The organism is Kitasatospora sp. NPDC059795 (assembly GCF_042732175.1).
GTDB lineage: Bacteria > Actinomycetota > Actinomycetes > Streptomycetales > Streptomycetaceae > Kitasatospora.
Genome location: NZ_JBHWID010000005.1, coordinates 98,230 through 118,238, shown reverse-complemented (window position 1 = coordinate 118,238; position 20,009 = coordinate 98,230). Strand labels below are relative to the sequence as shown.

The 20,009-nt window shown below is 72.8% G+C and carries 22 protein-coding genes and 1 pseudogene; 12 read left to right on the top strand and 11 right to left on the bottom strand.

Going from position 1 to position 20,009, the window contains the following annotated elements; genetic code table 11:
• Window positions 1-4: 4 nt before the first annotated feature.
• Both ACFV4P_RS12490 and ACFV4P_RS12485 read right to left on the bottom strand, forming a co-directional pair.
• Window positions 5-880, bottom strand: a complete 876-nt coding sequence (locus ACFV4P_RS12490) for an ABC transporter ATP-binding protein (protein WP_380470184.1) — start codon at window positions 878-880, stop codon at window positions 5-7.
• A gap of 198 nt (window positions 881-1,078) precedes the next feature.
• Complete coding sequence (locus ACFV4P_RS12485; RefSeq protein WP_380470786.1) at window positions 1,079-2,176, bottom strand: hypothetical protein; 1,098 nt, start codon at window positions 2,174-2,176, stop codon at window positions 1,079-1,081.
• A 110-nt stretch (window positions 2,177-2,286) separates the two neighbouring features.
• Here ACFV4P_RS12485 and ACFV4P_RS12480 point away from each other — a divergent pair, with 110 nt between their 5' ends.
• Complete coding sequence (locus ACFV4P_RS12480; RefSeq protein ID WP_380470182.1) at window positions 2,287-2,637, top strand: 5-carboxymethyl-2-hydroxymuconate Delta-isomerase; 351 nt, start codon at window positions 2,287-2,289, stop codon at window positions 2,635-2,637.
• A 129-nt stretch (window positions 2,638-2,766) separates the two neighbouring features.
• Here ACFV4P_RS12480 and ACFV4P_RS12475 read toward each other — a convergent pair whose 3' ends face one another.
• Window positions 2,767-3,348: a peptidase inhibitor family I36 protein gene (locus ACFV4P_RS12475; protein ID WP_380470180.1), complete on the bottom strand. Its 582-nt coding sequence runs from the start codon at window positions 3,346-3,348 to the stop codon at window positions 2,767-2,769.
• A gap of 412 nt (window positions 3,349-3,760) precedes the next feature.
• A pseudogene (locus ACFV4P_RS12470) lies at window positions 3,761-3,898 on the bottom strand (IS630 family transposase); the annotation flags it as partial.
• Window positions 3,899-4,332: 434 nt separating this feature from the next.
• On the opposite strand from ACFV4P_RS12470, the gene ACFV4P_RS12465 reads away from it, so the two are divergent.
• Together ACFV4P_RS12465 and ACFV4P_RS12460 are read left to right on the top strand one after the other, a co-directional pair.
• Window positions 4,333-4,839 (top strand): DUF6624 domain-containing protein, encoded by a 507-nt coding sequence (locus tag ACFV4P_RS12465; RefSeq protein WP_380470178.1) that lies wholly within the window; start codon window positions 4,333-4,335, stop codon window positions 4,837-4,839.
• A 762-nt stretch (window positions 4,840-5,601) separates the two neighbouring features.
• Window positions 5,602-6,879, top strand: coding sequence for an MFS transporter (locus ACFV4P_RS12460; RefSeq protein WP_380470176.1), 1,278 nt, complete (start codon window positions 5,602-5,604; stop codon window positions 6,877-6,879).
• Between the two features lie 184 nt (window positions 6,880-7,063).
• Here the strand turns inward: ACFV4P_RS12460 and ACFV4P_RS12455 are convergent, their stop codons facing one another.
• On the bottom strand, window positions 7,064-7,696 hold the full coding sequence (locus ACFV4P_RS12455) for a hypothetical protein (protein ID WP_380470174.1): 633 nt from the start codon (window positions 7,694-7,696) through the stop codon (window positions 7,064-7,066).
• Between the two features lie 142 nt (window positions 7,697-7,838).
• Window positions 7,839-8,246 carry a DUF4345 domain-containing protein gene (locus tag ACFV4P_RS12450; protein ID WP_380470172.1) on the bottom strand — a complete coding sequence of 136 codons (408 nt, stop codon included), beginning with the start codon at window positions 8,244-8,246 and terminating at the stop codon, window positions 7,839-7,841.
• Between the two features lie 91 nt (window positions 8,247-8,337).
• On the opposite strand from ACFV4P_RS12450, the gene ACFV4P_RS12445 reads away from it, so the two are divergent.
• Window positions 8,338-8,946, top strand: a complete 609-nt coding sequence (locus ACFV4P_RS12445) for a TetR/AcrR family transcriptional regulator (RefSeq protein WP_380470171.1) — start codon at window positions 8,338-8,340, stop codon at window positions 8,944-8,946.
• Between the two features lie 50 nt (window positions 8,947-8,996).
• On the opposite strand, the gene ACFV4P_RS12440 is transcribed toward ACFV4P_RS12445, so the two are convergent.
• Window positions 8,997-9,146, bottom strand: coding sequence for a hypothetical protein (locus ACFV4P_RS12440; protein WP_380470169.1), 150 nt, complete (start codon window positions 9,144-9,146; stop codon window positions 8,997-8,999).
• 192 nt (window positions 9,147-9,338) lie between these two features.
• Between ACFV4P_RS12440 and ACFV4P_RS12435 the strand changes: the two genes are divergently transcribed.
• From ACFV4P_RS12435 to ACFV4P_RS12415, 5 genes are all read left to right on the top strand, one after another.
• A complete protein-coding gene (locus tag ACFV4P_RS12435; RefSeq protein ID WP_380470167.1) occupies window positions 9,339-9,665 on the top strand; it encodes a helix-turn-helix domain-containing protein in 327 nt (108 codons plus the stop codon).
• Window positions 9,666-9,744: 79 nt separating this feature from the next.
• Entirely contained in the window at window positions 9,745-10,935 is a 1,191-nt protein-coding gene (locus ACFV4P_RS12430) for an NAD(P)/FAD-dependent oxidoreductase (protein WP_380470165.1), read from the top strand.
• Between the two features lie 10 nt (window positions 10,936-10,945).
• On the top strand, window positions 10,946-11,887 hold the full coding sequence (locus ACFV4P_RS12425; RefSeq protein WP_380470164.1) for a sigma-70 family RNA polymerase sigma factor: 942 nt from the start codon (window positions 10,946-10,948) through the stop codon (window positions 11,885-11,887).
• Between the two features lie 50 nt (window positions 11,888-11,937).
• Complete coding sequence (locus ACFV4P_RS12420) at window positions 11,938-12,753, top strand: alpha/beta fold hydrolase (protein WP_380470162.1); 816 nt, start codon at window positions 11,938-11,940, stop codon at window positions 12,751-12,753.
• A 14-nt stretch (window positions 12,754-12,767) separates the two neighbouring features.
• Window positions 12,768-13,538, top strand: coding sequence for a MerR family transcriptional regulator (locus ACFV4P_RS12415; protein ID WP_380470160.1), 771 nt, complete (start codon window positions 12,768-12,770; stop codon window positions 13,536-13,538).
• A gap of 2 nt (window positions 13,539-13,540) precedes the next feature.
• On the opposite strand, the gene ACFV4P_RS12410 is transcribed toward ACFV4P_RS12415, so the two are convergent.
• The gene (locus ACFV4P_RS12410; protein WP_380470158.1) at window positions 13,541-13,915 is read right to left on the bottom strand and encodes a MarR family winged helix-turn-helix transcriptional regulator; all 375 of its coding nucleotides are present in this window, start codon (window positions 13,913-13,915) and stop codon (window positions 13,541-13,543) included.
• Window positions 13,916-14,017: 102 nt separating this feature from the next.
• Window positions 14,018-14,743 (bottom strand): class I SAM-dependent methyltransferase, encoded by a 726-nt coding sequence (locus ACFV4P_RS12405; RefSeq protein ID WP_380470156.1) that lies wholly within the window; start codon window positions 14,741-14,743, stop codon window positions 14,018-14,020.
• Window positions 14,744-15,073: 330 nt separating this feature from the next.
• Between ACFV4P_RS12405 and ACFV4P_RS12400 the strand changes: the two genes are divergently transcribed.
• Both ACFV4P_RS12400 and ACFV4P_RS12395 read left to right on the top strand, forming a co-directional pair.
• A complete protein-coding gene (locus ACFV4P_RS12400; RefSeq protein ID WP_380470153.1) occupies window positions 15,074-15,448 on the top strand; it encodes a VOC family protein in 375 nt (124 codons plus the stop codon).
• Between the two features lie 32 nt (window positions 15,449-15,480).
• Window positions 15,481-16,050, top strand: a complete 570-nt coding sequence (locus ACFV4P_RS12395; RefSeq protein WP_380470151.1) for a maleylpyruvate isomerase N-terminal domain-containing protein — start codon at window positions 15,481-15,483, stop codon at window positions 16,048-16,050.
• A 64-nt stretch (window positions 16,051-16,114) separates the two neighbouring features.
• On the opposite strand, the gene ACFV4P_RS12390 is transcribed toward ACFV4P_RS12395, so the two are convergent.
• Both ACFV4P_RS12390 and ACFV4P_RS12385 read right to left on the bottom strand, forming a co-directional pair.
• On the bottom strand, window positions 16,115-17,395 hold the full coding sequence (locus tag ACFV4P_RS12390; protein WP_380470150.1) for a YhgE/Pip domain-containing protein: 1,281 nt from the start codon (window positions 17,393-17,395) through the stop codon (window positions 16,115-16,117).
• Between the two features lie 457 nt (window positions 17,396-17,852).
• Window positions 17,853-19,052, bottom strand: coding sequence for an alpha/beta hydrolase family protein (locus tag ACFV4P_RS12385; protein ID WP_380470148.1), 1,200 nt, complete (start codon window positions 19,050-19,052; stop codon window positions 17,853-17,855).
• A gap of 312 nt (window positions 19,053-19,364) precedes the next feature.
• Here ACFV4P_RS12385 and ACFV4P_RS12380 point away from each other — a divergent pair, with 312 nt between their 5' ends.
• On the top strand, window positions 19,365-19,937 hold the full coding sequence (locus tag ACFV4P_RS12380) for a YbaK/EbsC family protein (RefSeq protein ID WP_380470146.1): 573 nt from the start codon (window positions 19,365-19,367) through the stop codon (window positions 19,935-19,937).
• Window positions 19,938-20,009: the final 72 nt, after the last annotated feature.

The following is a 20,009-nucleotide window of genomic DNA, read 5'->3' as shown; positions in this document are numbered from 1 at the left end:
GCGGTCAGGGACGGGCGGGCCGGGCGGCGAGGGTGAGCATGCGGTCGGAGACGGTGCGCGGGTCGGGATGGTGGAGTTCGCCCGCCAGCAGGCCGCCGGCCAGGAAGACCGCGCGGTCGGCGAAGGAAGCGGCGACCGGGTCGTGCGTCACCATCACCACCGTGGCGCCCAGGCCGTCCACCGCGTTGCGGAGCAGACCGAGGACTTCGTGCGCACTGCGCGTGTCGAGCGCGCCGGTGGGTTCGTCGGCGAAGATCACGTCGGGCCGGGTGATCAACGCCCGGGCCAGTGCGACGCGCTGCTGCTGCCCACCGGAGAGCTGGCCGGGGCGGCGGGCGGCATGCTCGCCCAGACCGACCCGGGCGAGCAGTTCGTGGGCGCGCGCCTTGTCCTGTCGGCCGCCGGCCAGACGCTGTGGGAGCAGCACGTTCTGCAGGACCGTCAGCGAAGGCAGCAGGTTGAACGCCTGGAAGACGAAGCCGATCCGGTGGCGGCGGAGCTTGGTCAGCGCGTCCTCGCCGAGCGAGCTGATCGGTCGGCCGGACAGCAGAACCTGCCCCGCGTCGGGCCGGTCGAGCCCGGCGGCGCACTGCAGGAAGGTGCTCTTGCCGGAGCCGGACGGGCCCATCACGGCCGTGAAGCTGCCGGCGGCGAGCGCCAGGTCGACCCCGCGGAGGGCGTGCACCGCACCCGCGCCGCGACCGTAAGTCCGGCGCACCCCGCGCAGTTCCACCGCCGGCAGCTCGGAGGCGGACGGCCCGGGCTGTCCGGACCATCCGGACTGGCCGGGCACGGCTGCGGCTGCTGCGGCTGCTGCGGCGTCGAAGGCGGGCTCGTGGGCGGGCCGGCCGGGCTGGGAGCGGCGCAGGCGGGGCGACATGGTGGGGCCTTCCTCGGAGGTGACGCCCCGGGGGTCCTCTCTTCCGGGGCATCGCCAACGCTAGGAAAACCGCAGGTCACCCGCCATGAAGGGGGCAGGAGGCTTCGAGGTGGGGTTATCCCCACCATCACCCGGCTGCCAACCCCCGGTAGACGCCCGGGGGTTGAGGCGGCACCGGGCAGTCGGTCCGCCGACGGCTCACACCGGCTTGGTGGCGTGCGCCGGGATCTGGTTGGTGACCGCCAGCACCTCGCCCCGCGGCTGCACGCCCGTGGCACGCCGGAGTTCGGCGACCTCCGGGTCGGCCACCGACACCGTGACGGTGTAGGGCGCGGGGCCGGTGATGGTGTTGGCACCGTCGGTGCGCACCATCAGCCCGGCGGAGAGGGCCTGCGCCTCCACGTCCGGGCAGAGCGCCGCCACCGGCAGGACGACGTGCGCCACCGCGCCGTAGTCGGAGACCAGCCAGCCCTTGCCGTCCGCGGTGTGCTTCGCGCCCTCGATCGTGGCGGGCAACCCGTACGCGGCGGCGACCAGCCCGTCCGGGCCCTCGATCTCCACCGCGACGCCCTCCGGGCCGAGCGGTGCGGACAGCACCATCGGCGTCGCGGAGCCAGAGCTGAGCCGCAGGTCGAAGGTGAACTCCTCCTGCCGGCCGGCGTCGAGGCGCTGGTATCCGTAGGCGGCCAGCAGGAGTGCCGGCCCCGACGCCCCCTCGACGGTGAGCGAGGCGGGGGCGGTCGGGAAGCGGTGGTAGCCGCGCGTCCCGCACCGGCTGCCGGTGAACACGCCGCCGCCCGGAAGCGCGCGGTCCGTCGAGGGCGAAGGGCTGCCCGGGCTGCCGGCGGCGCGGCCCAGTTGCGGGGTGTGGGCGCGCTGCGGCACGAACAGCACCCCGCCGGCCACCATCAGGACGATCAGCAGCCCGAGCACCACCGTCCACTGCTCGCCCCGGCTGAGCGAGCGGAAGCCCCTCAGCCGCCCGAAGCTGGCACTGCGGTACGGGAGTTGGGCCGCGTCCGGGTGGTGGCGGTGGCGTCGATGGCGGCGGAAGCGGTGCGCGAAGCGGTCGCGGAACCGACGGCTGCGGCCCGGGTCGCGGCGGGACGGGCGGGCGGTCGACCAGCGGCGGCCGCCCGGGTCGACCGGCGGCTCGTGGTGCCAGCGCTCGGCCAGCATCCGGGCCCGCGCGGACGGCTCACTGACGGTGGCGGAGCGGACGAACTCCTCGTCCAGGACCAGACCTTCGAACGGGTCCGGCGGTTCGACGGCGTCGGGCGGGCGATGGTCGGACATTGCGCCAGTATGCCTGCCGACAGTGACATCGCGAGGCTATGTTTTCGATCACGGACGCCACCGCCCCCGGGAGGTTCCCGGGCCGCCGCGCGTCCAGGAGGACTCCCGCCATGCCACAGATTTTGATCGACCACTCGCCCGGCCTGGACTTCGACGCGACGGCGTTCGCGAAGGAAGCCCACCAGCTGATCCCCGAGGTGATCGACACAGCCACCGCCGACTGCAAGACGCTGGTGCGACCGGCCGCCACGCACCTGGTCGGTGACGGTTCGTCGGGCGAGGCCGTCGTCCTGGTCGAGATCAAGATCCTGGCCGGGCGCAGTGCCGAGGCCCGCAGCGAACTGTCCGTCCGGATCACCGACCTGCTGCGCTCGCACATCCGGGTGCCGGCCGCGTTCTGCGTCCAGGTGACCGAACTCGACCGGGAGACCTACGTGTTCGTCCACCACGCCGGGCACTGAGGCTGCCTGCGGAGGCGCGGTTGTTCGAGGCCGAGGCGGAACGATTCGCCTCGGCCTTGGGCGGTTGGTCAGTTGGCGTCGGCCGGGTCGGGCCGGGGGGTGGGGGAGGGCCGGGGAGGGGGGCGGCGGTTACAGGCCCGGGGTGGCTTCGTCGAAGAGCAGGCAGCGAGCCCGATTGTCCAGGTCGAGGGTGCGTCCGGAGATGATCTGACGGCCATCCCTGTCCACGTCCCGGGCGGTGTGGTGGATGCCCTTGACGCCGTCCAGATCCGGTTGGCGTGCGGTGCGTTCCGGGCGGCTGCTGCGCGGCAGGAAGATCAGGTACTCCCAGTCGCGGGACGGGTCGTGCACCGTGGCGCAGCTGTTCGGCGACAGTCGGACGGTGGTGAACCCCGGGTCGTTGGCGACCGCGGAACGGCCGAAGCCGGCCGCCCCCGCCCGGGTCAGGTCGAGACGGGGCGTGGGTGCGCTGCCGTGGTTCTGCTGCTCGTACACCCAGACCCGGCCGGGAGTCCGTCCGTTGTAGTTCTCGTGCTCGTAGAGGCAGAAGGAGTCCGGCGGGCAGGCCGCGACGCCCTGGCCGTGCGTCATCCGGCCGCCGGTGTGCGGGATGTTTGCGGCGTCGGCCGGGTTTGCGGTGGCGGTGGCGGTGGCGGTGGCGGTGGCGGTGGTGATGGCGAGGAGCAGCCCGGCCGACGTGCGAGTGATCATTTTCGTCATGCCCCACCAACGAGAGCTGATCGGGTCGGGTACGCGGGCGCTGCTATTCGTGACGTGGCGTCACCCGGGCGGCCGTCTGTCCTGGGTCGGCCCGGTCGGTGCTGTCGGTCGGGTGGAGGAGGATGTCGGATGAGCGATGCCGAGGTGTTGCTGGAACGGGTGCGACGCGCTGAGCGGACAGCGAGGACCTCGGGAACACGATCACGTCGGGGGAACTGGAGGCGGTGGAGCGGCAGTTGGGGTTCCCGCTGCACCCGCTCCTTGCCGCGCTCTATACCACGGTGGGAAACGGCGGGTTCGGCCCGATGGACGGTCTGCTGCGCCTCTGCGCCCCCGAGCTGACCGACCAGGACGGGAGGACGGGGCTCGGGACCACGCTCCGGTGCAGGGCGGAGGCCGGTTCGGGGCGGTGCTGGCCCGCTGACAGCACCATCTGGGCCCGCCGCCAGGTCACCACCGACCCAGTGCCCCGGCGGACGATCCGTAGCAGCTGTCTGCCCTCGTCGTCATCGATCCCACGGACCTGCACGCATTCAGCCACGTGATCATTCTGACGGCCCGGTGCCGCCTGGCACAGCAACCGGGCGACATGTCATGCCAGGGCGAACGTTGCCTGATGCGGCAGTCCGTTCCTTCGCCGTCATGCTCACCGAGCGCCAGGGCGAGCGGCTCCCCGGAACGGCTCGACGTGGCCGCCAGGACGACCTGCCCAGCCTCGGGCGAACGGTCCGGCTGCGGTGACGGGTCAGAGGTTGAAGCCTTCGGGGAGGTGGATATCCAGGACGGGCTGCCTCGCGAGCGTTCGGCGAGTGCTTCGTCGCATCCGGGCGTTGGGGCGTGGAGGGGCGGTGAGTTCAAGTATTCCGGTGTTCGGAGGGGGTTGTCACCGTTCCCTGGAAGGAGATTTGGCGCGATTCGGGTGCCTAGGGTTGCGGATGACCGGTAGGGGACCGCGAGCTGACGTGGAGTGGGGAAATGGCATCCGAATTCGAGGCATTGGCCGCTGAGTTGACCGCCATGGCGGCGGCGGATCACGGGGCGGTGGGGCTGGCGAACAGTGAGGATCCGGTGGAGCAGTTGGCGTGGCGGCGGTTGACTGCGCGGCATGCGGATCGGCTCGGCGAGATCATGGAGGTGCACGGGTGGCCGACCGCGGAGCTGGTGGGGGAGGACGCGGCGCGGGCTGCGTGGTTGATTGCGCAGCACGCCGATCGGCAACTCGATGTGCAGCGGCGGGCGTTGGGGTTGATGGAGCGGGCGGTGGGCGCGGGTGGGGCCAGTCCGCGTGAGCTGGCGTTTCTGCGGGATCGCACGCTGGTGAACGAGGGGCGGAAGCAGGTCTACGGCACGCAGATCGCGGGGGTGAGGGACGGCGCGCCGGTTCCGTGGCCCTGTGAGGACCCGGAGCGCATGGACGAGCGGCGTGCGGAGGTCGGCATCCCGCCGTTCGCCGAGTACGTGGCGCGGTTCTCGCCGGCCTGAATCGCTTTGGGCGGGCCAGGTTTCTCTTGTGGGGAGCTTGGAGGCCTTCGACGCGCGCAGGCCGGTGGGCGGTATGGGTCGGTGTTTCGGCGGCGGCACCGAGGTGTTGTGTCGTCCCTGCGGTGGCGGTGCCGGGATGCCGTCGGTGATGGGGCTGTTGAAAGAACGTGAACGTGCTGCTCGGCGGCGGGTGGAGAGCCTTGGCGTCGACCGGTGCGAAGGAACGGAACAGCGACGCCAGGATCGGTACGACAGCGGCTTCTCGGAGTCATGGAGTCGGATCGATTCCTGGCCGGCGAGGCATTCGGCTTCCGGCCTCGCTCGGCTCAACCCGCCGGCGACATGATTCGGGCCCGGCATCCCGTTGCCCGGTGATCGCGCCATCGCGCCGAGTCTCTGCGATGCCCGGTCCGCCGACGTCGACGAGCTCTTCGAGGGGCAGCAGCCTGGTGCGAGGCAAGGGTTGGCAGGGGCGGCTGCTGCGATCAGGGCGGCGTGGGGCAGCGAGCTTCTGCAGAAGAGGATTGACGGCTGGTCAGGTTCGGGAGCGGCGAGCGTTCTTTCTTGAGATGATCATGAAGCCTTGGCTTGCCGACCGGGGGCGCGGTGAGCGGATCAGATGAGCGGATCAACAGGGGCGGCTTCGGTTGAACCCCGCGCCCGGGTTCGCCGAGGCGTTCGACGCGCGGCTCGCTCCCGGGCGCTGCGCCGCGCCGCGCCGTCCGTCCCCGCCCAGCCGTGATCAACATGCAGGAGTACCACGTGAGTCGGACCAGCACACTGTCCCCCGAGGGCCGTCAGGAGGACGCAGCCTCGGACGGTCGGCCCTGGCTGGTGCGTCGAGGGCTGCTCCTGGAGTCCGGCCCGCAGCGCAGGCTGGCGTTCGGGGGCTTCGTCAACCAGCTCGGCACTGCGGCTTTCCTGGCGACGGCGCCGCTGTACGCGCTGCGGGTGGTCGGCCTGCCGATCGGGCAGGTCGGACTCGGGCTCGGGGTCGCGGGAGTGGTCGGTCTGCTTGCCGGTCCGCCCGTCGGGCATCTCGCCGACCGTCGCGGCCCTCGCGGCGTCTTCCTGGTCACCCTGTTGATCCAGGCCGTTTCCGTGCTGTCGCTGTTGTTCGCCCACTCGTTCGTGGCGTTCATGGTGTCCATGGCGGTGACCGACCTGGCCGGTGCCTCGGGGGGTGCGGCGCGCGGCCCGATGATCCGCCGGTTCGGCGGTGACGAGGTGCCGAAGTTCCGCTCCTACCTGCGCTCGACCGCCTTCCTGGCCAGCACCTTCGGCGCGCTGGCCGCCGGTGTGGTGATCCAGCTCGATTCCGGCTCCGCCTATCGTGCGCTCATCGTCGTCAACGCCTTGACGTTCATCGGCTGCGCGGCCGTCATGCTCCGGGTGCCCAAGCTGGAACCGCTGCCCGCATCGACCGGGTCGAACCGGTGGCTCGCGCTCAGGGACAAGCCGTACATGGCGTTCGTCGTGCTGGACGGCATCCTGTGGATCCAGGGCGAGGTGGTGACCTACGCCCTGCCGCTGTGGGTGGTCCTGCACACCGATGCGCCGCGCTGGTTCACCGGCATCGCGCTGGCCGTCAACACCGTGATGGTGGTGGTCCTTCAGATCCGGACCAGCCGCGGGATCAAGGGCGGCCAGGTCGCCGGCCGGGCCACCCGGCGCGCCGGGCTGGCGTTCCTGGTCGGCATGGCGGTCATCGCGACGGCCTCGGGCCTGCCGGGCTGGGCCGCCGCGGCGATCATGACGGTCGGCGTCGCCATCCACACCGTGGGTTCGCTGTGGCACGCGGCCGGGTCGATGGAGCTGCGGTTCCGGCTGGCCCCCGCGCACGCGCAGGGGCAGTACTCCGGCGTGTTCGGCATCGGCATGGGCCTCTGCTACACCGTCGCTCCGGGCCTGCTCGGCCTGCTCTGCCTGAGCTGGGGCGTCCCCGGCTGGCTGGTCATGGGCGGCGTCTTCGTCGCGGCGGGCCTGGCCATGCCGTTCGTGGTCCGGTGGGCCGGACAGTCCCGGGAGCTCGGCGTCTGAGCGGGCGGACCGGGGCTCGGGCCGGTCCTTCGGAGGGTCCGGGCTCCTTTCATGAACGGACGGACCGAGGATCGCTCGATTCGGCCGACCCGGCAGGCGGGGCATGCGGGGGCGGCGAGATTCGCTGCGGGGTTGTTCGGCGGCCGTGTTGCCGTCGGTGGGGGGCCTCGCGGTGGTCGGAAGGTCAACGGTGCTGCGGGGAAGGGGGGTTGGGCCGACTGCGGTAGGCGGGAGGGATGTCCCATTCGATGAGGGAGGCGGGGAACCAGGTGACCGGTTTGGTGTCGGTGCGGGTGTTGGCCCAGGTGGCGAGGCGGGCGGCGGTGGGGTGGTCGGGGAGGAGGCCGCGGGTGTCGGTGCGGATGTCGAGGTCGCGTACGGCGTCGTGGTGGAGGTCGTTGCAGAGCCAGGTGTGCAGCCAACCGCAATCGTATCCGAGGACTTCCCAACCGAGTTCGCGTCCGCCCGGAGTGGCGGCGAGGGCGTGTGCGCGGTCGTCGCCGGTGGGGGTGGGGTCGGTGACGCGGGGAAGGAGGACCGGTTCGTGGGCCTGGCCCGTGCGGATGTCGGCGAGGATGGCGGGGAGGTGGGCGACCGGCACCAGCAGGGCGTAGAGGCGTGCGTCTGCGGGGAGAGGCGCGCAGGCCGTCAGGGCGTCCTGCGGGGTGGCGAACCGGGTGTCGTCCGCCGGGAGTTGGTCGATCAGGCAGGCGGACGCCGTGGTCAGTCGCTCGACCCGAGGGAGGCCGGGGCCGATCATGGGCTCCGGGACGGCGACGAAGTAGCAGCAGAGCCGTTCGTGGGGCGCTTCCTCCACCGGGCGGGTCCTCTCCGGGTGATACGGGCTTCGCCGACCGGGGGTGGACGGTGGGTCGATCGTCGCAGGTCGGGTGGTGCGGGCGGGACCCGGCCGGACGCCGCGCGGTGCCGGACGTGGACGGTGGGTCGATCGTCGCAGGTCAGGTGGTGCTCTCGGCGGGCCGGTGCGGTTCGGGGCCGGTGTCGGCCAGCCAGAGGAAGAGGGGCGGCAGGGCCAGTTCGACGGCGCCGAGGACGATCTGGAACCAGTGCGGCCAGCCGTGCACGGCGAGGGAGAGGAGCCGGCCGAGGGCACCGAGGAAGAAGATGCCGGCCAGCCCGCGGACGGCGGTGGTGCGGATCGGGGACTGCCGGGCGGCCCGGAGCCAGGCGACGCCGTAGCCGGCGAAGATCGCGCCGAAGAAGCGTCCGAGGCTGTCGACGGTCGCGTCGGCCGAACTCTCGCCGGGGATCGCGGCGTTGCCGGCCAGCACGTGGAACAGTCCGATCGCCACGCACGCGTACCCCATGGTCAGCATCAGCCCGCGCAGTGCCTTGGCCTTCGTCATGGCAGTGCCACCCCCGTGTTAGTAGACACGTGTCAACCAGTGCTGCCAGGCTACGCGCCACTGGTAGACACGTGTCAAGTAGCATGGGTCCGTGCCTCCCCGCCAGCGTCTCAGCCCCACCGACCGTCGTGCCCAACTTTTGGGCGTCGCAGCGCAGTTGTTCGCAGCGCAACCGTACGACGAGGTGCTGATGGAGGACGTCGCGGAGCGCGCCGGGGTCTCCCGCGCGCTGCTCTACCGGTACTTCCCGAGCAAACGCGACCTGTTCGCCGCGCTCTACCGGCAGGTCTCCGACCAACTGCTCGCCAGCACGCGGTTCGACCCCGCCGACTCCCTGGTCGAGCAGCTCGCCGAGGGCCTGGACGCGCACATCGAGTACTTCGCGGAGAACCGCAACACCGTGCTCGCCGCAAACCGGGTGCTGGCCGGCGACCGGCTGGTCCGGACGATCATGGACGACGAGCTCGACGCCCTGCGCGAGCGGCTGCTCGGCGTGCTCCCGATCGGCGACGACCGGGCCCGGCAGGCGGTGTCCGGCGTCCTGAAGAGCTGGCTGGTGTTCGTCCAAGTCCTGTGCGTGGACTGGCTGATCGAGCCGCACTGCACCCGCGCCGAACTCCGCGACGTCTGCATCGGCGCGGTCCTCGGCGCGATCCGGCCGCTGCTGGACGAGGACCCCGCCCCGGACTGGCCGCGCTGAGCACGCGCTACGCGCTACGGGCTGAGCAGGTACTACGGGCTGAGTAGGTACTACGCGCTGGGCGCGGGCTGGGCGTACGTCAGGACGGTCCGGCCGTGGGCGGCGGCGATGCGGCGCAGGACCGGGTCGGCGTGCAGGTCGGGGTTGCCCTGGGCGAGCGGGCCCCGGGGCGGGAGGACGGTGCCGTGGCGGTCGTGCACGGGGCCGAGATCGCGTCTGCTGATGGAAGGGGTGGGTCTCGCACTGGTGGACGGTGGGGCAACCCGGCTGTGGGTGGACCAGGTCGAGGAAGCGGCAGGGGTGGAGGTTGGGGACGCCGATGGCCCGGACGCGTCCCTCGTCGAGGAGTTACTCCATGGCCGCCAGGTGCCGAAGACGTCGTTGAACGGCTGGTGCATCAGGTCCACGTCGAGGTGGTCCAGTCCCAGGCTGTCGAGGAGGCCGCTGCGTTCCTGCGCTCCCGCCGCGAGCGGATCACCCCCGAGCGGCCGGGGCTGCGCCGGGGCGAGGTCGCGACGCCGGCCGGCGTCAGCGTCGAGTGCTGCACGCGGCTGGAGCGCGGCAACCTCAAGGGCGTCTCCGGCAGTGTGCTGGACGTCGTCGCGGCGGCGCTGCGCCTGGACGACACCGAACGCATGCACCTGTACGACCGGGCCCGCGCCGCCGGGCCCGCAGCGCGGGCGCGGGTGCGGCGGCGAGAGGGCGCGTCGGCGGGGTGACGCGCGTCACGTGCGGGTGCTGTCAGCAATCGGTGCGCCGTCCCGTTCAGAGGGCACGCGAACCAGACAGGAGCACCCCATGAGGCACCGCATCGTCGTCCTCGGCGCCGGCTACGCCGGAGCCTTCGCCGCCGGAAACCTGGCCCGCCGGCTGTCCGCCGACGACGTCGAGATCACCGTGGTCAACGCCGCCCCCGACTTCGTCGAGCGGATGCGGATGCACCAGCTCGCCACCGGCCACCCGGTCGGCCTCCGCGCGCTCGCCGACCTGTTCGCGGGCACCGGCATCGCCGTGCGGGTGGCCCGCGTCACCGGGCTCGACCCCGAGCGCCGGACCGTCGCCGTCACCGGCGAGGGCGGCGACGCCGAACTCGGCTACGACACCCTGCTGTACGCGCTCGGCAGCACCGTGGAGCGGCACGACGTCCCCGGCGTGGCGGAGCACGCGTTCGACGTCACCGGCCTGCCGTCGGCGCTGCGCCTGCGCGAGCGGCTGGCCGAACTCGCGGCCGGGGCAAGCGTGTTGGTGGTGGGGGAGGGGCTGACCGGGATCGAGACCGCCACCGAGATCGCCGAGGCCCGCCCCGACCTGAAGGTCGCGCTCGCCGCCCGCGGTGAACTCGGCGACCGGCTCTCCCCGAAGGCCCGCCGCCACCTGCGTGCCTCCTTCGCCCGCTTCGGCATCGCCGTCCACGAGCACACCGCGGTCGCGGCCGTCGAGCCCGGTCGGGCCCTCGCCGCCGACGGCCGTGTCCTGCCCGCCGACGCGACGGTCTGGACGGCCGGGTTCGCCGTGCAGCCGCTGGCGGCCGCGAGCGGGCTGGAGGTCGCTGCGGACGGTCGGATCGCGGTCGACCGCACGATGCGGTCCGTCTCGCACCCCGAGGTGTACGTCGTCGGCGACAGCGCCCACGCGGTCGGCGTCAACGGCCGCCCGCTGCCGATGTCCTGCGCCACGGCCGGCCTCACCGCCGGGCAGGCCACCGCCGCGATCATCGCCCGCCTGACGGGCCGGGACGTGCAGGTCTCCGCGCTGAAGTACTACGGCAACCACATCAGCCTCGGCACGCACGATGCGATCGTGCAGATGGTGGACGCCGAGGTGCGCGCCAAGTCCTGGTACCTGGGCGGCCGTTCCGCCGCCCGGTTCAAGTCGGGCGTGATCAAGGGTGCCGGGTGGACCATCGCCCACCCGACGTACGGTCTGCCCAAGCGCAAGCACCGCCTGGCGGCCGCCCCCACGCGGCCCTCCGTGCGGAGCGCCGCCTAAGTTGTTGCGCATGGACAGCGTCGCCATCGACCGCTTCGAGGCCGGCCGGGGCCGGCTGGCCTCGCTCGCGTACCGTCTGCTCGGCTCCGCCGCCGACGCCGAGGACGCCGTACAGGACGCGTTCCTGCGCTGGCAGGCCGCGGACCGGGACCGGATCGAGGTGCCGGAGGCGTGGCTGACCAGAGTGGTCACCAACCTCTGCCTGGACCAGCTGCGTTCGGCCCACGCCCGGCACGAGCGGGCCGCCGGCGACCTGCTGCCCGAACCGCTGCTGCAGGGCGACCCGATGCTCGGGCCCGCCGACACCGTCGAGCAGCGCGACTCGGTGTCGCTGGCCGTGCTGACGGTGATGCAGCGCCTCGCGCCGGTCGAACGCGCCGCGTACGTGCTGCGCGAGGCGTTCTGCTACCCGCACGCCGAGATCGCCGGGATCCTCGACATCAGCGAGTCCGCGAGCCAGCAGCACGTCCACCGGGCCCGCCGCCGGGTCGCCGCCGAACGCCGGGGCGGCGGCGCGGAGGTGGACCCGGCGTCCGCGCGCCGGGTGGTCGAGGAGTTCCTGACCGCCACCACCTCCGGGCGGGTGGACCGGCTGGTGGCGATGCTCACCGCCGACGCCACCGCGGTCTCCGACGGCGCCGGACTGGCCAGGCGGCTGCTGCGGCTCACCGGCCCCGAACAGATCGCCGCCAACGTCCGGGCCGGCTTCCGGCCCACCCCCGCCAAGATCCGGCTGGCCGGCGGCACGCCCGTGTTGTACATCGCCGAGGTCAACGGCGCCCCCGCGGTGCTCGCCCTGGTCGACGGCCGGGTGCGGGGCGCCGTGGTGCTCGACCTGCGCGACGGCAAGGTCGCCGGGCTGTGCGGCATCGCCGCGGCCGGCCGGCTGGCCCGGCTCGACGCGGCCTGGCAGCGGCTCGACAACGTGCCGCCGGCGGTCGCCGGTTGGTGAGCGGACCCCGGGCTTGACCTTGACCCGAGGTCAAGCTCCAGGCTGACGGCATGACGAGGAACGCGAACGCGACGACTGCCCGGACCGGACTGATCGCGGTGGAGGACACGGCGCTGGCCGTCACCGACACCGGCGGCGCCGGGCAGCCCGTGCTCTACCTCAACGGCTCCTACGCGACGCAGCGGAACTGGCGGCACGTGATCGCCGAACTCGGCGACGGCTACCGGCACATCACCTTCGACGAGCGCGCCCGCGGCCGCTCGAAGACGTCCGCCGACTACTCCTTCGAGGCATGCCTGCGCGACATCGACGCCGTGCTCGACGCCACCGGCGTGCAACGCCCGCTGCTGGTCGGCTGGTCCTACGGCGCGGCGCTCGCCCTGCACTGGAGCACCCGCAACCCCGGGCGGACGGCCGGCGCGGTGATGGTCGACGGCGGCTACCCCTGGGACTACCTGGCCACCGTCGAGGGCGGCCGGGACGCCGGACGCGAGCAGATCCGCAGCATGTTCCGGAAGTTCGGACGGATCATGCCGCTGGTGCGGCCGCTGGGCATGGCCGCCCGGATGTCCGCCGCGCAGCACGCCGAGATCAACATCGAACTCAACGAGATCGTCGCCGACAGCGACCCGGTGTTCGACCTGGTGGCCTTCCCGATGCGGTTCCTGGTCGCCACCGGCGCCAGCCTCGGCGGCACCGAGGAAGGGCTGACCGCGATGCGCGCCACCCTCGACCCGATCCTCGCCCGCAACCCGCACGTGACGGTCGGCGCCACCGTCCCGAGCAAGCACACCACCATCGTGCGCAAGGACTTCCGCGCCATCGCCACCGCCGTCCGGGAGGTTTGCCAGGACACCGCGCAGTGAGATTCTCTGACGGTATGACAGACGGGATCACCATCGGTCGGGCCGCCGCGTTCGCCGGCATCACGGTGAAGACCATCCGGGTCTACCACCGCAGCGGCCTGATCGAGGAACCCCGCCGCGACAGCTCCGGCTACCGCCGCTACGACACCGCCGACCTGCTGCGCCTGGTCCAGGTCCGCACCCTCGCCGCGGCAGGCGTACCGCTCGCCGGGATCGGGCCGATCCTGGACGCCGAGGGCGAGGACTTCACCGCCGCGCTCGACCAGGTCGAGGAGAACCTCACCCGGCGCATCGAGGAACTCACCGCCCGCCGCGCCACGCTGCGCCGACTCGCCACCGGCGACCGGCTGCTGCTGCCCGACCGGGCCTGCGCGATCCTCGACCGGATGCCCGGCCTCGGCTTCTCCGCCGCGGACGTCACCACCGCCCGCGAAGGACTCGTCCTGGTCCGGACGATGATGCCGGACGGCTTCGACGAGTACCTCGCCCAGATCGAGCACGGCCTGGACGACCCCCGGCACGTCGCGCTGATCAAACTCACCTGGAGCGCCGGGAGCTGGGCCGCCGACGACCCCCGGATCGAGGAACTCGCCGAGGAGATGGCCCGCCACTTCCTCGACGACCCCTCCCTGCTGCCGACCCTGACGGGCCTCCAGGACCAGGACGACGCCGCCACCCGCCGCGACCTGCTCGCCCGCCACGGCGAGGACGACCGGCCCGGATGGACCACGCTCACCGCGCTGATCCGGCGGAAGCTGCGCGCGGCCGGAGTCGAACCGGCCTGACGTCAGACTCCGAACTGCCTGCCCACATGCAACCGGCCGAGCGACGCGACGCACTTGAGCACCAGCCGGGCCGGCTTCGGGCGCTCGCGCTCGTCCCAGTCGGCGGCGATGCGCTCGAACGCGGCGCGCCGGCGGCGGCGGACGTGCGCCATCAGCGCGCCGCCGGCCGGGCCGAGGTGCAGCACGGTGCGGCGGCCGTCGTGCTGCGAGGGGGCGCGGAACAGGTAGCCGGCCTTGATGGTGTCGGTGACCATCCGGCTCGCGACCGAGGGGTCGACGCCGAGGAGTTCGGCGAGGCCGCCGACGGTGACCTCGTGCTCCGCGTCGCGGGTGCCCTCCAGGACGTTCGGCGACACCATCCGGACGCTGCTCGGCACGCCCGAGCGCAGCTTCCGACAGTGGGTGACGGAGAACGCCGCCGCCTTCGCCGCCCACCGACCCGAGCAACCGGCCGGGGGCACGAGGCCGGTGACGGACCGTCAGGTACGGCGGGCCAGGAAGACGAGTTCGCGGCCGGGGCGGTCGGGGGCGTCGCGGACTTCGCGGAGGTCGAAGCCGGCGGTGCGGAGGTCGGCCGCTATCTCGGCGCGGTCGCGGAAGCGCAGGGTGGAGTCGGAGGTGAGGTGCTCGCCGTCCGCGGCGAAGACGTAGTGCCAACGGAACGTCACCAGCGGGCCGTCGACGTCCAGCAGGTCCACCCAGGTCTCCACCGGGCCGACGTCCGGCACCTCGTCGACGCGGTGGGAGGCCTCGCGGGTCCAGGTCTCCCAGGCGCGGAGGGACGGGTCACGGGTCTCGAACACCAGGTGGCCGCCGGGCCGCAGCGCGTCGTGGACGGCGCGCAGGGTGGCACGCCAGTCGGCCGGGTCGGTGATCGACTGGGCGGCGTTGGCCGTCATGGTGACCACGTCCACCCGGAGCGGCGGCAGGGCGGTCGCGTCGCCGGTGATCCAGCGGACGGCGTCGCCGCCCGGCTTGGCCGCCGCCACCTCGACGGACGCCGCCGCCGGGTCCGCCCCCGTCACCTCGATGCCGCGCCCGGCCAGCAGCAGCGCGAACACGCCGGTGCCGCAGCCGAGATCGAGGACGCTGCGCGCGCCGAGCTCGTCGACCATGGCCAGGTAGGGGAGCAGATCGGAGCGGTCCGCGTCGAGGGCGTCGTAGAGCGGGGCCAGCCGAGGATGGGTGAAGCATTCGTCAGCCATGACGGCGAGGGTACGTCCGGTGGGCGGGCCGGTGCCCGTGGGTTTCGGCAGGGCTTCCGGCAGGGTTTCCGGCAGGGGTTTCGGCGGGGGTTTCGGCAGGGCGTGAATAATCCGTTGCCGTCGGGGCCGGGTGTTGCGTACGGTGTGCGCGTGAACACCGGAACGGCCATGGGCCATGCACGGATCGGTGACCCGGTGGGCGGCTGAGGCCGCCCCGGGTGCCTTGGGGGCGCCCGCCGGTTCGGGGACCGCCCGGTCCCGGGAGCACTGCCTCCCGGAACTGAGCCCTGCGTCAACTCCCCGAAACCGGAACGAGGTTCATCCAGAGTCATGTCTGCTGCCTTCAACCACACCATCATCGCGTCCACCGACCGCGTCGTCTCCGCGGACTTCTACCGTGAGCTGCTGGAGGCCGAACAGGCGCCCTCCTGGGGCCCGTTCACCAACCTGACGCTGGCCGACGGCGTGCTGCTGCAGTTCGCCGAGCCGCCGGTGGAGATCCAGCGCCAGCACTACGCCTTCCTGGTCGACGACGAGCACTTCGACCGCGCCTACGCGCTGCTGTGCGAGCGCGAGATCCCGCACTGGGCCGACCCGCAGATGCAGCTGCCCGGCGAGACCAACACCGGCCACGGCGGACGCGGCGTGTACCTGCTCGACCCGGCCGGCCACTTCCTGGAACTGATCACCCGCCCCTACCTGTAGGCCACTTGAGGTGCGGGTGCGAGGATGGACCGATGGACCATCGGGATCTGCGCGCAGCCCTCGCGGAGCTGCGACTCACCCTCGCCCCGCACCTGGACGCCGACTGGAGCGGGCCGGCCGGCGGGCTGGAGTGGTCGTGCCAGGAGACGCTGGCGCACATCGGCCACGACCTGCTCGCCTACGCCGGCCAGCTGGCGGCCCGTCCCGACGACCGGTACCTGCCGTTCGACCTGACGGTCCGTCCGGGCGCCGACCCCGCCACCACCTTGCAGATCGCCCTCGCCTGCGGCGAGTTGCTGGCCGTCGCGCTGGCCGCCGCCGATCCCGCGCTGCGGGCCTGGCACTGGGGCCCGACCGACCCCGGCGGCTTCGCCGCGATGGGCGTCGCCGAGATCCTGCTGCACACCCACGACATCGCCGCCGGCCTCGGCCTCGACCGGACGCCGCCGCCCGCCCTGTACGCCGCCGTGCTGGCCCGGCTGTTCCCCGACGCGCCGGACGGCGACCCGGTGCCGGTGCTGCTGTGGTGCACCGGGCGCGGCGAACTGCCGGGCCTGGCCCGGCGCGAGTCCTGGGGGTGGAAGGCCGCGCTGCCCGAGTGACCCGGGCCCGTTTGCCCGGCGGAAGGGGGCCGTCGTGCCCGTCAGGAGTGACCCGTCCGGCCCGTCAGGAGGGGGTCGGGACCATGCGGTGGAGGCCCTTGCGGTCGTAGTAGGTCGTCATCGCGAAGCCGAAGACCAGCGCCACCACGAACCCCACTCCGATCATCACCCAGGCCCGGGTCAGCCCCGCGTCCGCCTGCGCGTCGAAGTACAGGATCGCCCGCACCCCGCCCGCGACCTGCCGCATCGGCTCGAACGCGCCGAGGAAGCGGTAGAAGGACGGGGTGGCCTGGAGCGGGATCGTCGCGCCGGAGGACGGCAGGGCCAGCGCGATGAAGACGAACATCGCGACCAACTGGCCGAGGGAGCCGAAGGCCGCGTTGATCGCCTGCGCGCCGAGTCCCACCGTCGCGCAGGCGGCGAACGAGAACAGCCAGAGCAGCGGCAGGTGCGGGGCGTCCATGCCGAGGATGCCGATCGTCGCCACCATGATCATCGTGGCGGTGACGGCCGCCAGGCCCGCCGTCATCTCCATCTTCACGATCAGCGTCTGGGTGCGGTTGATCGGCACCGTCGGCCGCCGGGTGTGCCACGGGCCGATCTCGCTGTCCGCGTAGCCGAGCGCAGTGTCCACCCCGTTGTGCACCAGGTTGGCGCTCAGGAAGCCGGCCAGCACCAGCAGCAGCGTGTAGTAGAACGCGCTCAGGCCCAACCCCGTGTGCCGGGCGATCGGATGCCCCTGCTGCACCTGCACGTCCGCCGGGTCCGCCAGCAGCAGCTTCGCCGTCGCCGAGGCGTTCGGCGCCGCCGACGTCAGCTGGTGGCCGATCGCCAGCGAGGAGCGGTGCGCCGCCTGCTGGGTGATCTGGGACGCCAGTGAGGACGCCAGCGAGCCCACGCCCGGGTTGGTCAGCGTCAACAGCACCGGACGCGCCGAGGACTGATCGGACAGCAGGCCCGCCACCGTGCGGGAGAAGTCCTCCGGGACCACCAGCGCCCCGTACACCCGGCCCGACGCCAACTGCTCCTGCGCCTCCGCGCGCGACACCCGCCGCCACTGCACCTGGCCCGGCGGCGTCCCCGCCGCCACCGCGTCCGCCACCTGCGCTCCCAGCGGCGCGGACTGCCCCGGCAGCGGCGGGCCGGCGTCCGCGTCCACCAGCGCGATCGGCATCCGGTGCAGATCGTCCTGCGGGGTCAGGATGCCGCCCATGTACAGCAGCGACAGCACCAGCGCCACCAGCGCACTCAGCACCCCCGGGATCAGCCACAGCTTCCACCGGCGCAGCACCTGCCCCGCGCGGGCCTGCGGGGCGTGCACCTGCGGGGGGATTCCACTCGCCATGTCACTCCGCCCGGTTCGACACCACCTCGACCCCCGGCCGGGGCCTCCGACGAGGCTAGGACGCGGGCCCGGGCACGCTGCCTGCGACGCCCGGCGGCGTTATAGCCGCTCACCCCAACGGGCCACCCCCAACGGGCCACCCCTGGCGGTCCGCCAGTGCAGCGCCGCGTTGATCCTTCGGGGTCGCCGGTCAGTCGGCGGGGTCGCCGAGATAGCGGCCGACGGCGCAGCCCGTCCGCGCTTCAACACCCACCACACCCCCGAACACGCCTGCCGGCTCAACCAAGTCGAGCTGTTCGTCTCCACCCTGAGCCGACGTCCACTACGCCGCGGCCATCGACACCTTCGTCCTGTCCTGCGACGAACACGACGCCAAGCAGAAGCCCTACCGCCGGACCTGCGACGGCAGCCCGTTCACTGCCGCATGAACCCCCGAAGGATCAACGCGGCGCTGCGGCTAGGACTGGAAGAGCACTTCCGGATTGTTCGGCGAGGGGCCGTCCAGGAGCGGGCTGTGGATTCCCTTCAGCGTCTGGTCGAAGAACGCTGTCACGTACTCGCGGGTGATCATCACTCCGCGTTCCGGGGAGAGTGGCGACGTCGGGAACCCGGCTTCCGCCAGAAGCAGGTCCTGGTCGGCGAAGCTGAAGTGGTCGGCACCGGCTACCGTCAGCCACTTCTTGTAGCCGCCGAGGGCGGGCCAGGCCTGCCCCCACGTGGTGTCGTGGCCGTCGACCGGGTGGTTCTCGGCCGTGCCCAGCATGAGGAACGGCCGGTTGATCCGGCCGGGCAGCGGGGCCGGGTGGAAGGAGCCGTCCATGTTCACTCCGGCCCGTATCCGCGGGTCGGCGATCATCGTGGCGGCGGCCGCCGCTCCGCCGATGGAGTGTCCGGCCATACCGATCTCGTGCTTGTCGATGAGGTGTGCCAGGCGCCACGCGGTACTGCCGTGCGTCAGCTGGTCGATCACGAAGGACACGTCCAGCGCGCGGCCTGCGGCGACGGAGTCGAAGTCGAGCGTCGGGTCGTCGCAGATCGCGCACGGCGGCGTCCGGCCGTTCGCCAGCGTCTCGCCGCTGTCCTCGTAGGTGTGGCCGACGAGCGCGACGACGTAGCCGTGACTGGCCAGGTCGGTCGCGAGCGAGGTGAGCATCATGCGCGGGTTCTCGGCCGCGGGTGAGAGGACCACCAGCGGATACTTGCCGCGCTGCGGCCGCGCGCCGTCGAAGGCGTGAGTGGTGACGCCGGAGAGGTTCTGCGGGGTGATGCCGGAGCCCGTCGGCAACTTCCGGCGCTGGATGATTCCGGCTGCCTCGGCGAGGGTCGTGTAGGGGGCCGGATTCCCGGTCCCGGGGACGGCCGGGTAGACCATCGTGACGGTCAGTTGGCGGGGGCCGGACGACGGCACCCACGGGTCGGGACGGCTCGCGTCGGTGAGGTGGATGACGTCCTCGCCGGCGGCGTAGGGGCCGGTCGGCGCGGGGAGCGTGCCTTGGAAGGACCGCGGGGGCGCGGCGGCAGCTGTGGCGGCGGTCGCGTGCACGGCGGAGGGCGGGGTCGTGGCGGCGAGTCCGGTGCCGGTCGCGGCCATTGATGCGGCGAGACCCAGGATGGCGACAGCGCTGATACGGCGCTTGCGGTGCGAGGTGGTGTTCACGGGAACGATCCTGCCCGGCCCCGCCCTGACGTTCGATCATGCAGGCTTCCGTCTTGAGGGTGGTACTGGCTACACCCTGAGATCCCCAGCGGCGCGAGGTTCCCTTCGCCGGCACCGTCGAGCGCCACCGTCGTCCTGGCCTACGACGAACACGACGCCAAGCCCGGGCACGTCGCCTGCTCCACCCGGCGGCGCACGGCCGCTCACCCCAACGGGCCACCCCGGACGGTTCGCCAGGGCCTGTCTTCGAACCCCCACCGGACGCCGAGGGGCCGCGGCGCGGGTTCGAAGACAGGCCATAGGCTGGGCCACATGGACGAGAGCACTCCGTTGGACATGCAGGTGACGGCACCGTTCGGGAACTTCGCCGAGGTGCGGCGGGCGGTCGACGCCGATCTGGTCGGGCCGGTGGCCGCCGCGCTGAAGCAGTGGGACCCCGAACTGGCGTACGCCGTGCGGTACGTGGACACCGACCCGGAACTCGCCGACACCGCCGTGTTCTGCGCCGCGTACGACGTCCCCGCCGAGGCGTCCGCGAACTGCGTGGTGGTCGCCGCCAAGCGCGGCGGCGAGACCACGCTCGCCGCCGGAGTCGTGCTCGCCACCACCCGGCTCGACGTCAACAAGGCGGTGCGCGGCCACCTCGGGGCGCGCAAGGCCTCCTTCGCGCCGATGGACACCGCCGTCGGCGAGAGCGGCATGGAGTACGGCGGGATCACCCCCGTCGGCCTCCCCGCGCACTGGCCGCTGCTGATCGACGCCGCCGTCGCCGCCACGCCGTGGGTGCTGATCGGCAGCGGGCGGCGGCGCGGCAAGCTGATCCTGCCCGGCGCCGCGCTTGCGGCGCTGCCCGGTGCGGTGGTGTTGGAGGGGCTGGCGGGCTGAGGCGGGGCGCCGGTGGTGGGGCCGGCCGACGCGGGGCACCGCTGGAGGGGCCGGCAGGCCGACGTGGGGCGG

What these genes read in the sequence shown, in the direction of transcription:
- ACFV4P_RS12415 (WP_380470160.1), top strand. Translation starts at nt 12,768, where the DNA reads ATGACAGACGGGATCACCATCGGTCGGGCCGCCGCGTTCGCCGGCATC.
- ACFV4P_RS12420 (WP_380470162.1), top strand. Translation starts at nt 11,938, where the DNA reads ATGACGAGGAACGCGAACGCGACGACTGCCCGGACCGGACTGATCGCG.
- ACFV4P_RS12400 (WP_380470153.1), top strand. Translation starts at nt 15,074, where the DNA reads ATGTCTGCTGCCTTCAACCACACCATCATCGCGTCCACCGACCGCGTC.
- ACFV4P_RS12480 (WP_380470182.1), top strand. Translation starts at nt 2,287, where the DNA reads ATGCCACAGATTTTGATCGACCACTCGCCCGGCCTGGACTTCGACGCG.
- ACFV4P_RS12475 (WP_380470180.1), bottom strand. Translation starts at nt 3,348, where the DNA reads ATGATCACTCGCACGTCGGCCGGGCTGCTCCTCGCCATCACCACCGCC.
- ACFV4P_RS12465 (WP_380470178.1), top strand. Translation starts at nt 4,333, where the DNA reads ATGGCATCCGAATTCGAGGCATTGGCCGCTGAGTTGACCGCCATGGCG.
- ACFV4P_RS12405 (WP_380470156.1), bottom strand. Translation starts at nt 14,743, where the DNA reads ATGGCTGACGAATGCTTCACCCATCCTCGGCTGGCCCCGCTCTACGAC.
- ACFV4P_RS12485 (WP_380470786.1), bottom strand. Translation starts at nt 2,176, where the DNA reads ATGTCCGACCATCGCCCGCCCGACGCCGTCGAACCGCCGGACCCGTTC.
- ACFV4P_RS12380 (WP_380470146.1), top strand. Translation starts at nt 19,365, where the DNA reads ATGGACGAGAGCACTCCGTTGGACATGCAGGTGACGGCACCGTTCGGG.
- ACFV4P_RS12425 (WP_380470164.1), top strand. Translation starts at nt 10,946, where the DNA reads ATGGACAGCGTCGCCATCGACCGCTTCGAGGCCGGCCGGGGCCGGCTG.
- ACFV4P_RS12390 (WP_380470150.1), bottom strand. Translation starts at nt 17,395, where the DNA reads ATGGCGAGTGGAATCCCCCCGCAGGTGCACGCCCCGCAGGCCCGCGCG.
- ACFV4P_RS12450 (WP_380470172.1), bottom strand. Translation starts at nt 8,246, where the DNA reads ATGACGAAGGCCAAGGCACTGCGCGGGCTGATGCTGACCATGGGGTAC.
- ACFV4P_RS12395 (WP_380470151.1), top strand. Translation starts at nt 15,481, where the DNA reads ATGGACCATCGGGATCTGCGCGCAGCCCTCGCGGAGCTGCGACTCACC.
- ACFV4P_RS12430 (WP_380470165.1), top strand. Translation starts at nt 9,745, where the DNA reads ATGAGGCACCGCATCGTCGTCCTCGGCGCCGGCTACGCCGGAGCCTTC.
- ACFV4P_RS12490 (WP_380470184.1), bottom strand. Translation starts at nt 880, where the DNA reads ATGTCGCCCCGCCTGCGCCGCTCCCAGCCCGGCCGGCCCGCCCACGAG.